This window comes from Sphingomonas hankookensis, from assembly GCF_001619955.1.
Taxonomy (GTDB): Bacteria; Pseudomonadota; Alphaproteobacteria; order Sphingomonadales; family Sphingomonadaceae; genus Sphingomonas; species Sphingomonas hankookensis_A.
On sequence record NZ_LQQO01000022.1, the window covers coordinates 1 to 13,022 of the forward strand.

Genomic DNA, 13,022 nt, shown 5'->3' on the forward strand with positions numbered 1-13,022 from the left:
CCGCCCACATGTCCCTTCATCTACATCAACAATGTCAAAGAACATTCCTGCCTCAAACCTTTCGGTTGAAGCGCCAGCGAACCGGCGATAGGAGGACCGGAACAGAGGCGCCAATCAATTGATCGGCACCGCGTCCCGGCTAGAAAAGAGCAAACTCGCTATCCGCTTCTGCGAAGCGACCCGAAGGCCAGCGAGGCGACCGGCGGGAGAAGCGAAGAGCGTCTCGTCGTCCGGTGAAGCTGCTTATATGGGCGGCTTCGGAAGGCGTCAACAACGTTTTTGCAGTTTTTTCGGTTCCATGTCGTTTTCGATCGCTGGCGGCTGTCCGGCGGCCTCCGGCAAGTCGTTTCGAACGATACCTTCCCCCTCGCCTGTCGCCGCGCCATAAGGATGCACCCGCGCGCGACGAACGTGCGCCTGCATGAGAGGATTTGATCGTGTCCCCCGCCCCCGCCGCTGCACGCTCCGAAGACCGCCATTGGACCCGCGAGGCGATCCGGCGACTGGAGGCGGACTTTTGTCGCTCGGCGGATACGCATCTGATCCGGGTCGAACTGCCGGCGACGCCAGGGATCACCCTCTACCTGAAGGACGAATCGGTGCACCCGTCGGGGAGCCTGAAGCATCGGCTCGCGCGGTCGCTGATCCTCTACGGCCTGTGCAATGGCTGGATCGGGCGCGATACCGTGCTGGTGGAGGCGACGAGCGGATCGACGGCGGTGTCCGAAGCCTATTTCGCGCGCCTGCTCGGGCTGCGGTTCGTGGCGGTCGTGCCGCGCAGCATCGCCAGCGCCAAGATCGCCGCGATCCGCTTTCAGGGCGGTGAGGTGCATTTCGTGGATGATCCGCGCGAGGTCTATGCCGCTGCGCAGGACCTGGCCGATGCGCATGGCGGCCATTATCTCGACCAGTTCACCTATGCCGAGCGTGCGACCGACTGGCGCGGCAACAACAACATCGCCGAATCGATCTTCGCCCAGTTGGCGAAGGAGGATCATCCGGAGCCGAGCTGGATCGTGTGCGGTGCGGGCACCGGGGGCACCTCGGCGACGCTGGGCCGCTTCATCCGCTATGGACGGCACAGTACACGGCTGTGCGTGGCCGATCCGCAAGGCTCGGTCTTCCATCGCCACTTCGCCGATCCGTCGATTACTACTGTCGAGGGCGATTGTTCGGGGATCGAGGGGATCGGCCGGCCGCGGGTCGAGCCGTCCTTCGTGCCCAGCGTCATCGATCGGATGATTGCGGTGGACGACGCCGACAGTATCGGCGCGATGCGTGCACTCAGCCAGCGGCTTGGCCGCCCCGTCGGCGGATCGACGGGGACCAACATCGTCGCCTGCGCTGCGCTGATCGCCGAGATGGCGGCCGTCGGGGCCGAAGGATCGGTCGTCACCATCCTGTGCGATTCGGGGCTGCGCTACAGCGACACCTATTTCGATGACGACTGGCTGGCGGCGCGGGGGCTGGACTGGCGACCGGCGGCGGCGCGCTATACGGCGTTCCTGGGAGCGGCGGCTTGATCCCGCTCAGCATCACCGACCTCTTCACCATCGGCATCGGCCCGTCGAGTTCGCACACAGTCGGGCCGATGCGCGCGGCCCATGCCTTTGCGACGATGCTGGCCGAGGACGCGATCGTGCCGGAGCGCGTCTATTGCGACCTGTACGGATCGCTGTCGCTGACCGGGCGGGGCCATGCGACCGACATCGCAGTGCTGCTGGGGCTGTCGGGCGCAACACCGGAGGGTGTCGATCCGGACGCGGTGGCAGGAATCGTCGCAGAGATACGCGCCAACCACCGCCTCATTCTTGCTGGCAAGACCCCGCTCCCGTTCGATCCCGAGCGCGACATCGTGTTCCACCCCGGTTTCCTGCCCGGCCATCCCAACGCCATGGCGTGCACCGCAGTGCTCACCGATGGCAGCCGGATCACCCGCCGTTACTATTCGGTCGGCGGCGGCGCGATCCGGGGCGAGGGCGAGGCGCCGCCGCGGATCAACCTGACGCTTCCGCACGCCTTTGCGACCGGCAACGACCTGCTCGCGCTATGCGCCGACACCCGCCAGTCGATCGCCGAGATCGTCGCGGCGAACGAAAGCGCTTGGCGGCCGGAGGCAGAGACGCTGGAGTTCCTCGACGCGGTGCGCGCGGCGATGCTGGGGTCGATCGACCGGGGCTGCGCCGGCAGCGGCGAACTGCCCGGCGGGTTGAAGGTCCAGCGCCGCGCGCGGGCGATCCGCGAAAAGCTGCTGGAGCGTGGCCCGCGTACCGATCCCAGCGTCGTGTTCGAATGGGTCAGCCTGTGGGCGCTGGCGGTGAACGAGGAGAATGCAGCGGGCGGGCGCGTGGTCACCGCCCCGACCAACGGCGCGGCGGGGGTAATCCCGGCGGTGCTCAAATATTACGAGACCTTCGTCCATGGATCGACGCGTGCGGGCGCGCAGGCACTGCTGATGACCGCTGCTGCCATCGGCTTTCTCTACAAGCAGAACGCGTCGATCTCGGCGGCCGAGATGGGGTGCCAGGGCGAGGTCGGCGTCGCCTGTTCGATGGCGGCCGCAGGGCTTGCCGCAGCGCTGGGCGCGACGCCGGCGCAGGTGGAGAATGCCGCCGAGATCGGCATGGAGCACAATCTCGGCCTCACCTGCGACCCGATCGGCGGGCTGGTGCAGATCCCCTGTATCGAGCGCAACACGATGGGCGCGATCAAGGCGATCAACGCCGCCTATCTGGCGCTGCACGGCGACGGCCGCCACATCGTCAGCCTCGATCAGGTCATCGAAACGATGCGCCAGACGGGTGAGGACATGAAAAGCCAGTATAAGGAAACCAGCCAGGGCGGCCTGGCGGTCAACGTCGTCGAATGCTGAAGGAACCCGGATTGTCTGCACTGCCCGATTTCGCCGCGATCACGCCCGACACGATCGTCCCGACGCTCGACGCCCTGCTGGCCGAGCGCGATGCAGCGGCCGACGCCGCCAAGGCCGCCGAGCCGAGCTTTGCCGCCACCTGGTTGCCGGTTGAGCAGGCCGATGTGGCGCTCGACAATTTCTGGTCGAGCGTGTGGCACCTGCATGCGGTCGCCGACACGCCGGAGCTGCGCGCGGCGCATGCGGCGGGACAGGCGGTGCTGACCGAGCGGGGCATCGCCGCGCAGCAGGACCGCGCGATGTTCGACACGCTGCGGTCGCTGGCGGTGACGCCGGACTTCGCCCAGCTGGACGACGCCGACCGGGTCGCGGTCGAACGGTCGATCCGCGACCGGACGCTGGCCGGGGTCGCGCTGGACGACACCGCGCGCGAGCGGTTCAAGGAAGTCGCGACCGAGCTGTCGGCGTTGCAGACCGCATTCGCCAGCGCGGTGCTGGACGCGACCGATGCGTGGACGCTGCACGTGACCGAAGAGGCGCGGCTGGCCGGGCTGTCGGAGGCGGACCGGGCGATGATGGCCGCCGCCGCCGAAGCACGCGGGCTGACCGGATGGGTGGTCACACTACAACAGCCGAGCGTCGTCGCGGTGCTGACCTTTGCCGAGGATCGGAGCCTACGCGCCGAGGTCTATCGCGCCTATGGCACGCGGGCGTCGGATCAGGGGCCCGATGCGGGCAAGTTCGACAATGGTCCGCGCATCCGCCGCATCCTCGAGCTGCGCCACGAAGCGGCGCGGCTGCTGGGCTTTCCCGATTCCGTAGCCCGGTCGCTCAGCACCAAGATGGCGCCGGACGTGGGCGAGGTGCTGGCGTTCCTTCGCGACCTGGCGCAGCGGGCACGGCCGCATGCCGAGGCGGAGATTGCCGAACTGCGTGCCTTTGCCGCCGAGCATCTGGGGATCGACGACCTGCAACCCTGGGATATCGGCTTTGTCGGCGACCGGTTGAAGCGGCATGCCCATGCGATCGACCAGTCGGTGGTGAAGCAGTATTTCCCGGTCGACCGGGTGCTGGCCGGATGGCGCGCGTTGCTGGGGCAGCTGTTCGGGCTGACGCTGACCGCGCGGCCCGACGTCACGACCTACCACCCCGATGCGCGCTATTACGACGTGGCGGACGAGGGCGGCGTGTTCGCCGGGCTGTACCTCGACCTGCATGCGCGACCGGGCAAGAAGGGCGGCGCGTGGATGGCCCCTGCCCGCCCCTATCTGACCGATGCCAGCCTGCCGGTCGCGTACATGGTCTGCAACTTCGCGCCGACCGGCGGGGCCACGCCGCTGCTGAGCCATGACGACGTGACGACGTTGCTGCACGAGACGGGGCATTGCCTGCACCACCTGTTCACCCGTGTGCCGCGCCCGGACATTGCCGGCACGACCGGGTTCGAATGGGATGCGGTGGAGCTGCCGAGCCAGTTGATGGAGGACTTCGCATGGGAGCCCTCCGTGCTGGCCGCCATGTCGGACCATGTCGAGACGGGCGAGCCGTTGCCGCGCGACCTGTTCGAGCGGATGCTGGCGGCGCGGCGGTTCCAGTCGGGCATGTTCCTGGTCCGGCAGATCGAGTTCGCGATGTTCGACCTGTTGCTGCATCTGGGCACCCAGGGCGACGACCCGATGGCGGTGATCGAGGCGGTGCGCGACGAAGTGGCGGTGGTGCGGCCGCCGGCATGGCACCGTTTCCCCAACAGCTTCGCCCACATCTTCGCCGGGGGCTATGCGGCGGGCTATTACAGCTACCTTTGGGCGGAGTTGCTGGCGGCGGACGGCTTTGCCGCGTTCGTCGAGGCGGGGACCGTGGACCGGGCGACCGGCGACCGGCTGCGCGAGACGGTGCTGAGCCAAGGGGCGGTGCGGCCGGCGATCGAGCTGTTCCGCGCGTTCCGGGGGCGCGATCCCGATCCGGCGGCGATGCTGGCGCGGCATGGGCTGGTGTGAGGCGGAAGTTGACGAAGGTTGCGGGATTCGAATGTTTGCGCGAGCCTGTCGGCATTGACCGCCAAGTCATAGTGAGTTGATTTAGCCTGCTTTTTTTTCGGTGACCGAAGGTGGCGCAGTGTCACCTTTGCCGGCGGAAGTTTGCACGATGTCGCGTTCGGCGTGGTTTTGCGACAGGCGGAGAAGCGGGACCCCGGATCAAGTCCGGGGTTACGCATTCTGCCGGGCTTTGCGGTAGCGAGCGATCACGATGGGAAAGAGCGGTCGCCATCCTGACCGCCCGTCACCGTGTAGGAAAGGCGTTTCACCCGCCCGCGAACACCGCGCGTTTCGCGGCGGCGATGGCACGGCCCAGCGCGGGGAGCGGCACGTCGGTCAGGGTGATGCGCAGGGTGCGGTCACCGGCCGGCGTGACCTCTGCGTGGCCCTCGGGCAGGGCGATCTCCACGGGGCCGCCGGGGTTGAAATCCGGGCGATGGGCGATGGTGACCGTGATCGGCGCGGCGGGATCGGGTAGCGCGCCTTCGCGCCGCAGGGCTGAGGGAGCGCGGCCGAAGGCGGACTGGAACGCCTCGTTGAAGCGGCGCACGCTGCCATAGCCGGCGGCGAAGGCGATGTCGGTCAGCGGCAGGCGGGTATCGTGGACGAGATGCTTGGCGAGGTGCAGCCGCCGCGTCGCCTCGATCGCGAGCGGGGTGAGACCCAGATGTTCGACGAACAGCCGGCGCAGATGGCGGTCGGTCATCCCCAGCCGCTCGGCAAGCATCGCGACGCCGCCCTCCGCCAGTGCCCCGTCGTCGATCAGGCGCAGCGCGCGGTGGATCGAAGCGAGCGTGCCGGCCCAGGCCGGGCTGTCGGGTGCGGTTTCGGGGCGACAGCGCAGGCAGGGGCGATAGCCCGCCGCCTGCGCCGCCGCCGCGCTGGCGTGGAAGGTGACGTTGGCGCGGTCGGGCGTGCGCGCCGGACAGACCGGGCGGCAATAAATGCGGGTGGTGTGCACCGCAGTGAAGAACAGCCCGTCCATCGCCGGGTCGCGCCGCTGGATCGCGGCATAGCATTGGTCGGGGTCGAGCATGGGTGTGACCTTATCGACGGCACGGCTTGCGACTAGCGAAAATCGGACATGGGCGTGGCGTCATGTCCGTTTTCCGCTGGCAGTCGATCCGGTGCGCAGCCAGATTGCCAGGCATGATGATGCTGTATCAGGAACTGCTCCCCAGCCCGGTGGGGACGATCACCATCCTGACCGATGGCGACGGGGTGCTGCGCGTGCTGGAATTCGAGGATTTCGGTGCGCGGATGGAGCGGCTGTTGCGGCTGCACTACGGGCCGGGCGGCTGGCAGGTCGTGCCGGCGACACGGACCAGCGACGCGATGCGGGCGATGACCGCCTATTTCGCGGGCGACGTAACGGCGATCGACGGGCTGCCGACCGCGACCGGGGGAACCGCGTTCCAGCGTTCGGTGTGGGCTGCGCTGCGCTCTGTCGAGGCGGGAAGGACGGTCGCCTATGCCGACATCGCCGCCGCGATCGATCGGCCGGGCGCGGTGCGGGCCGTGGGCCTCGCCAACGGATCGAACCCGATCGCGATCGTCGTGCCGTGCCACCGGATCATCGGTCGGTCGGGGGCGCTGACCGGCTATGGCGGCGGGCTGGAGCGCAAGCGGTGGTTGCTGGCGCATGAGGGGGTCGGGTTGGTTTAATTGGGTTCACGCGGAGGCGCGAGGAAGGGAAGAGTGATGTTTCGCGCAGAGGCGCAGAGGACGCAGAGGGGTTGCGTCCCGCGCGGTCGGTGCGCGACCGGAAGACCGTAGCGCCCTTTGCAACGGGAAATGAAGCCGCTGGCGCGGATGAGGCTGCATCAAGCACAACCTCTCCGCGCCCTCTGCGCCTCTGCGCGACAATCTACCTTCCCTTCTTCGCGCCCTTCGCGTGAACCAATCTTCTTTAGACCAACGCCGCGCTCACATCTCCACCCGGTGCCAACAAGGCATAGGCCCTCTCGACCGCCGCGACGAACTCCGCGTCCTCGCCCAGGTCGCCAATAACATCGCGCATTGTCAGCAACGCCGCTGGCTCCCCTGCCCGCGCCAGCAGCGCATCGGCGCGGGGGTCGACGAGTTTTTCGCCGCTGGCCTTGCGTCGTTCGAGGAAGCGGAACCATGCGGCGATCGGCACCGCCAGCCGCTCGACCGAACGCCCGGCCGCCCGCGCGTCGCGGATCGTGTCGCATAGCCGATAGGGCAGCTTTTGCGATCCGTCCCACGCGATCTGCGCCAGCTGGTGCGCGATCGCCGGGTTGGCGAAGCGCGCCAACACCGCATCGATATAGGCCGACAGGTCCATTTCGGCAGGCGGCGTGATCGACGGCGCGATATCCTGCCGCATCAGCCGTTCGGCGAACGCCGCGAGCGGGGCGCAGGCCATCGCGTCGCGCACCGTCGTCAGGCCCAACAGGATGCCGAGATAGGCGAGCGACGAATGCGCGCCGTTCAGCAGGCGGAGCTTGGCGTTTTCGAACCCGCGCACATCGCGGGTGAATTTTGCGCCGGCAAGATCGAAGGGCGGGCGGTCGCCGGCGAAATCGTCCTCGATCACCCATTGCGCAAAGCCTTCGCGCTGGATCGGCCATGCATCCTCCAGCCCGGTGGCGGCAAGGACCGATGCCCTGAGGGCGTCGTCGGTGGCAGGCGTGATCGAATCGACCATGGTCGAGGGGAAGCGGACGTTGTCGTCGATCCACCTCGCCAGATCGGGATCGCGCGCGGCGGCGAGATCGCGGACCGAGCGGCGGAAGCGATGGCCGTTGTCCGCGAGATTGTCGCACGACAGCAGCGTGATCGCGCCGCCGCCCGCCGCCCGGCGCGCCGCCAAGCCGGCGACCAGCCAGCCGGACAGGGTCGACGGCTCCGCGCCGGTTAGTTCGCGGACGATGGCGGGATGCTCCATGTCGAGGGCGCCGCTGCAGTCGAGGTGATAGCCCTTCTCCGTCACGGTGGTCGTCACCATCCGCGTGGACGCCGCGGCGATGCGCGACAGGATCGCGTCGCGGCGCTGCGCCGTCAACAATTCGGTGATCGAGCCGATGACGCGGTGCCGCGTCTCCGCGCCTAGCAACGCCAGCGTATAGAGGCCGTCCTGCGGCGCCAGCGCATCGGCGACCCCGGTCGAGTTGAGCGCGACCGCGCTGATCGCCCAGCGCGGGTCCCGCCGCAAGATGCTGTCCACATAGGCCGCCTGATGCGCGCGATGGAACGCGCCGGGGCCGATATGGACGATGCCCGGCGTCAGCGCGCTCCGGTCGTAATCGGGGCGGGCTATGGCGGCCGGCAGATGGCCAAGCGTCGCGTCGGACAGCCTCACAGCTTGTACGCCTGCTTGACGAGGCCATAGGCCAGGTCGTGGGCGACGGCGTGCGCATCCTCCTCGTCCAGCCGATGTTCGGCCACCAGTCGGGCGAGGAAGGCGCAATCGACGCGGCGGGCGACGTCGTGGCGCGCCGGGATCGACAGGAAGGCGCGGGTATCGTCGTTGAACCCGACGGTGTTGTAGAAGCCGGCCGTCTCGGTCGTCATCTCGCGGAAGCGGCGCATCCCCTCCGGCGAATCGTGGAACCACCATGCCGGGCCGAGCTTCAGGCAGGGATAATGGCCCGCCAGCGGCGCCAGTTCGCGGGCATAGGTCGATTCATCGAGCGTGAAGAGGATGACGGTCAGTTCGGTCGAGGTGCCGACGACGTCGAGCATCGGCTTCAACGCCGCGACATAATCGGTGCGGGTCGGGATGTCGGCGCCCTTGTCGCGACCATAGGCGTCGAACAGGCCGCGATTGTGGTTGCGGAACGATCCGGGGTGAAGCTGCATCACCAGCCCGTCATCGATCGACATGCGCGCCATTTCGGTCAGCATCTGCGCGCGGAACAGTTCGGCATCGGTCGCATCCGCCGCGCCTGCGACGACCTTGGCGAACAGGGCTTCGGCCTCGGCGGGCGAGAGGTTGGCGGTACGCGCGGTCGGATGGCCATGGTCGGTCGAGGTGGCGCCGGCGGCGATGAAGTCCTGCCGCCGTTTGCGGTGGGCGTTCAGATAGCCGGTCCAGTTATGGACGTCCTCCCCCGTCAGTTCGGCGAATGTGGCGAGCGCTCCGCGAAAGGCTTCGTGTTCGCAGTCGATCACCGCATCGGGGCGATAGGCGGTGACGACCCGCCCGCCCCAGCCGCTTTCCCGTATCGCGCGGTGATGGTCGAGCGGGTCGTCGGCGCCTTCCGTCGTCGCGATCAGTTCGATGCCGAACCGGTCGAACAGCGCGCGCGGGCGATAGGCGTCGGTCGCGAGCAGTTCGCCGATCCGGTCGTAATAGTCGTCGGCATTGGCGGCGGTCAGTGCTTCGGTGAACCCGAAGACCGCGCCGAACACATGGTCGAGCCACAGCCGCGACGGGGTGCCGCGGAACAGATGCTGGTGGGCGGCGAACACCCGCCATGCCTTGCGCGGATCGGCGACGATCGTCCCGTCGCGACGCGGGACGGCGAGGTCGTCGAGCGCGATCCCCTGGCTGTAGAGCATGCGGAACAGATAATGGTCGGGCGACAGCAGCAGCTCGGTCGCGTTGGTCCATGGGCGGTTCGTCGCGAACCAGGCCGGGTCGGTATGGCCGTGCGGGCTGACGATCGGCAGGTCGCGGACGGCGGCATAGAGGCTGCGGACGATGCCGCGCGTCGTCGGATCGGCCGGGAACAGGCGGTCGGGGTTCAGCAGCAGCGCGGGCATTTCAGTCTCCTTGCGCCTTCGATGCGACATTGTGCCAGCGCTGGCAACGGTCTATTTAGCCGCAATGGCTGACCCAAATCCTGCCCGCGCCGTCCGGGTCGATCGCGACGACGACGTCGCCCTGCTGCTCGATCCGGTGGCGGCGGGGGGCGCGGTGCGGTTCGACGATGCGACCGTGGTGGCGCGGGAGGACATTGCCCAGGGGCACAAGATCGCGGTGCGGGCGGTGGCTGCGGGCGCTCCGGTGCGGCGCTATCGCGCGGCGTTCGGGGTGGCGACGCGGGACATTGCGGCGGGCGAGCATGTCCATGTCCACAATGTCCGGACGGCGCTGTCGGGCGAGGATGCCTATCGCTACGTCCCTGCCCTGCCGCCCCAGGCCGAACGTCGCGCGGAGCCGGGCTTTGCCGGCTATGTCCGTGCCGATGGCAGCGTGGGTACGCGCAACGAAATCTGGGTGCTGCCGACGGTCGGCTGTGTCGGGCGGCTGGGCGAGCGGATCGCAGGCTTGGCGGGGCCGCGCCATACCGGGCGGGTCGACGGGGTGCATGCGTTCAACCATCCGTTCGGCTGTTCGCAGCTGGGCGACGACCTGAACCGGACGGGCGCGATCCTCGCGGCGCTGGCGTGCAATCCCAATGCCGGGGGCGTGGTGCTGCTCGGCCTCGGGTGTGAATCGAACCAGCTGGATGCGATGCTCGCGCGACTGCCCGCCGATGTACTGGCGCGGGTGCGGACGGTGCGGGCGCAGGCGAGCGCCGACGAGTTTGCCGAAGCGATGGCGGCGGTCGACGAACTGGCCGAAGCGGCGACGGCGAAGCGGGTGCCGGTGCCGCTGTCGGCGCTGCGGCTGGGCGTGAAGTGCGGCGGGTCCGATTCGATGTCGGGGCTGACCGCCAACCCGCTAATCGGGCGGATGACCGACCGGGTGGCGGCGGCGGGCGGCACGGTGCTGATGACCGAAATCCCCGAGATTTTCGGGGCGGAACGGCTGCTGATGGCGCGCTGTGCCGATGAAGCCGTGTTCGACCGGCTGGTCGAGGTGACCAACCGGTTCAAGCGCTATTTCCTCGACCATGGCGAGCCGGTGTCGGAGAATCCCAGCCCCGGCAATATCGCGGGCGGGATCACCACGCTGGAGGAAAAGTCGCTGGGCGCGGTACAGAAGGGCGGCGTGGCGACCGTCACCGACGTGCTCGACTATGGCGAGCCGGTGCGGAAGGCCGGGCTGTCGGTGGTCGATGGGCCGGGCAACGATGCGGTGTCGACGACCGCGCTGGCGGCGGCGGGGGCGACGATCACGCTGTTTTCGACCGGGCGGGGCACGCCGCTGGGGTCGCCGGTGCCGACGATGAAGATCGCGACCAATCGTGATCTGGCGACGCGCAAGGGGGGGTGGATCGATTTCGACGCCAGCATCGCGCTGGACGAAGGGCAGGATGCGGCGGCGGATGCGTTGCTGGCGCGGATCGTGGCGGTGGCGTCGGGCGAGCCGGCGCGGAACGAGGCAAACGAGGAACGCGCGATTGGGATTTGGAAGTCGGGGGTTACGCTGTAGGCGGCTTGCCCGCCCAGCATCGCTGGCCCACTAATGCGCCATGTCGCGCCGCTGCCTGCCCCTGATCGCGCTGCCGGTCCTGTTTCTGGCCGGCTGTGACCCACCAGCGAAGCGCTATTCCGACGCCGAAATGAATTTTTTCGATGCTGCACTACCGGGCATGACCCCAGAATGCCCCAATAAGATGCAATTTGGCGGCATTGGCGCGATGCCTCAGGATACCGACGAGTGTTACAAGACGTCCTTGCCCCGACGCTGGCAGGGACTGTGGCGCAATTCGTTTGAAAGCCACGTGTTCTGCGAGACGCCAGCGACGCGATGCCAGATCGAACCGGATGCCGATCCGCAGCCGGTCTATACTTGGATCGAGTTCAAGGACCCCATTGATCCGCGCGTGAAGCAAGCGGCAGAGGGATTGTACCGGATCGATTTCATCGGTCGCAGGACCGTCATTCCCGGCAATTACGGCCATTTCGGGCTGGCTCGACATGCCATCGTTGTGGACCGGGTGTTGTTCATCGACCGGCAGGACCGACCGGCAACGTCCGAACCGACGTCAGACCGGCGAACGATCAACCAAGTGCAGTAAGTCCGTCGCGATACCGCTTCGCCTTCCCAACATACACCGCCGCCGACATCCGCAACCCGGCGAGTTGCTCGTCGGTCAGCGTCTTGACCGCGCGTGCCGGGGCGCCGACGATCAAGCTCTTGGGCGGAAAACTCTTGCCCTCGGTCACCAGCGCCCCTGCCCCGACCACGCAATCCTCGCCGATCACCGCGTGGTTCAGCACCGTTGCTCCCATGCCGATCAGCACGCGGTCGCCGATGGTGCAGCCGTGGAGCACCGCGCGGTGGCCGATGGTGCAGTCTTCGCCCAGCGTCAGCGGCGCGCCGGGGTCGCTGTGGAGGACTGCGCCGTCCTGCACGTTGCTGCGCGCGCCGATGACGATCGCGCCATTGTCGGCGCGGACCACGGCGCCGAACCAGATGCTGGCCCCCGCCCCCAGCCGCACCGCGCCGATCAGGTCGGCGGACGGCGCGACCCAGCTGTCGGAGGCAAGGTCGGGAGTGGCGTCGGCGAGGGCGTAGATCGGCATGGCGCGGAGGCTATCATCCCGCGACGACGGGGGCGAGTTTCGCGCGCAACAATTTGTCGAACCGGTCGAGCGGGCAGCGCTTCGCACAGCCGGGGATGGAGATCGGGCGATCGATCACCTTCGCAGTCCCCTTACGGATCGCGTCGAGCGGCTGCACCCGGTAGGAGACGGTGACATACGGTCCCCGCGCGTCCCACCTGCGGGTCAGCACGAGTGCGCCGCCGGGGGCCGCATCGTTCCGCGCGAAACCGGGCGCGTCGAGATCGACGCCGAGTGCCGCCGCCAGCGCGGTGACGTTGGTGTCGTGGCCGACCAGCACTTCGAGGCGCGGACCATTCGCGGCGGTGAGCGTCCGCAGCATATGGTCGCCGACCGGCCCGGTCTGATGCGCGGTCATATAGGGTGAGCGGGTGAAGACGTCGAACAGCGCGGCGTGGAGCGCGCCCAGCCGGCGGATCGTCGCGGCATCGGCGCGGCCGAAGCCGACGTCGCGCATCGGCATCCCCTCGGCATATTGCAGCAGGATCACCTGCGCGGTGCCCGACGTCGCGCGGATCGGCCCGGTAAAGTCGACGCCGCGTCCATCGGCGGAGGGTTTCAGCGTCGCCAGGCCCGGCGTCGAACAGCCCGCGGGCAGGCCGCAGCCGAGCACGCGGTCGAGTTCGCGGATCGTGGCGGCATGGCGGGCGGTCAGCGCGTTCACCCCGCCGGTATAGGCGGTGATCGCC

The 13,022-nt window shown here is 68.3% G+C and carries 11 protein-coding genes and 1 pseudogene; 6 read left to right on the forward strand and 6 right to left on the reverse strand.

The window, feature by feature from the left end:
• Positions 1–267 precede the first annotated feature (267 nt).
• Positions 268–423: a hypothetical protein gene (locus AVT10_RS18250; RefSeq protein ID WP_157092748.1), complete on the reverse strand. Its 156-nt coding sequence runs from the start codon at positions 421–423 to the stop codon at positions 268–270.
• A 14-nt stretch (positions 424–437) separates the two neighbouring features.
• Between AVT10_RS18250 and AVT10_RS10845 the strand changes: the two genes are divergently transcribed.
• The 3 genes from AVT10_RS10845 to AVT10_RS10855 are packed head-to-tail and all read left to right on the forward strand — an operon-like array spanning position 438 to position 4,869.
• The gene (locus AVT10_RS10845; protein ID WP_066690951.1) at positions 438–1,523 is read left to right on the forward strand and encodes a PLP-dependent cysteine synthase family protein; all 1,086 of its coding nucleotides are present in this window, start codon (positions 438–440) and stop codon (positions 1,521–1,523) included.
• Positions 1,520–2,872, forward strand: a complete 1,353-nt coding sequence (locus AVT10_RS10850) for an L-serine ammonia-lyase (RefSeq protein ID WP_232307974.1) — start codon at positions 1,520–1,522, stop codon at positions 2,870–2,872. The genes AVT10_RS10845 and AVT10_RS10850 overlap by 4 nt, the downstream gene beginning before the upstream one ends.
• 11 nt (positions 2,873–2,883) lie before the next feature.
• A complete protein-coding gene (locus AVT10_RS10855; RefSeq protein ID WP_332307333.1) occupies positions 2,884–4,869 on the forward strand; it encodes a M3 family metallopeptidase in 1,986 nt (661 codons plus the stop codon).
• A 304-nt stretch (positions 4,870–5,173) separates the two neighbouring features.
• Here AVT10_RS10855 and AVT10_RS10860 read toward each other — a convergent pair whose 3' ends face one another.
• Entirely contained in the window at positions 5,174–5,944 is a 771-nt protein-coding gene (locus tag AVT10_RS10860) for a bifunctional transcriptional activator/DNA repair enzyme AdaA (RefSeq protein WP_066690935.1), read from the reverse strand.
• 113 nt (positions 5,945–6,057) lie between these two features.
• On the opposite strand from AVT10_RS10860, the gene ogt reads away from it, so the two are divergent.
• Positions 6,058–6,573, forward strand: coding sequence for a methylated-DNA--[protein]-cysteine S-methyltransferase (gene ogt / locus AVT10_RS10865; RefSeq protein ID WP_232307975.1), 516 nt, complete (start codon positions 6,058–6,060; stop codon positions 6,571–6,573).
• A gap of 244 nt (positions 6,574–6,817) precedes the next feature.
• On the opposite strand, the gene AVT10_RS10870 is transcribed toward ogt, so the two are convergent.
• Complete coding sequence (locus AVT10_RS10870) at positions 6,818–8,233, reverse strand: mannitol dehydrogenase family protein (protein WP_066690938.1); 1,416 nt, start codon at positions 8,231–8,233, stop codon at positions 6,818–6,820.
• On the reverse strand, positions 8,230–9,639 hold the full coding sequence (uxaC, locus tag AVT10_RS10875; protein WP_066690940.1) for a glucuronate isomerase: 1,410 nt from the start codon (positions 9,637–9,639) through the stop codon (positions 8,230–8,232). The genes AVT10_RS10870 and uxaC overlap by 4 nt, the downstream gene beginning before the upstream one ends.
• A gap of 64 nt (positions 9,640–9,703) precedes the next feature.
• Here uxaC and AVT10_RS10880 point away from each other — a divergent pair, with 64 nt between their 5' ends.
• Together AVT10_RS10880 and AVT10_RS10885 are read left to right on the forward strand one after the other, a co-directional pair.
• On the forward strand, positions 9,704–11,197 hold the full coding sequence (locus AVT10_RS10880; RefSeq protein WP_066690942.1) for a UxaA family hydrolase: 1,494 nt from the start codon (positions 9,704–9,706) through the stop codon (positions 11,195–11,197).
• 40 nt (positions 11,198–11,237) lie between these two features.
• Entirely contained in the window at positions 11,238–11,786 is a 549-nt protein-coding gene (locus AVT10_RS10885) for a hypothetical protein (protein ID WP_066690944.1), read from the forward strand.
• Here AVT10_RS10885 and AVT10_RS10890 read toward each other — a convergent pair.
• On the reverse strand, positions 11,770–12,294 hold the full coding sequence (locus AVT10_RS10890; protein WP_066690948.1) for a gamma carbonic anhydrase family protein: 525 nt from the start codon (positions 12,292–12,294) through the stop codon (positions 11,770–11,772). The genes AVT10_RS10885 and AVT10_RS10890 overlap by 17 nt on opposite strands.
• Positions 12,295–12,307: 13 nt before the next feature.
• A pseudogene (locus AVT10_RS10895) lies at positions 12,308–13,022 on the reverse strand (histidine-type phosphatase); the annotation flags it as partial.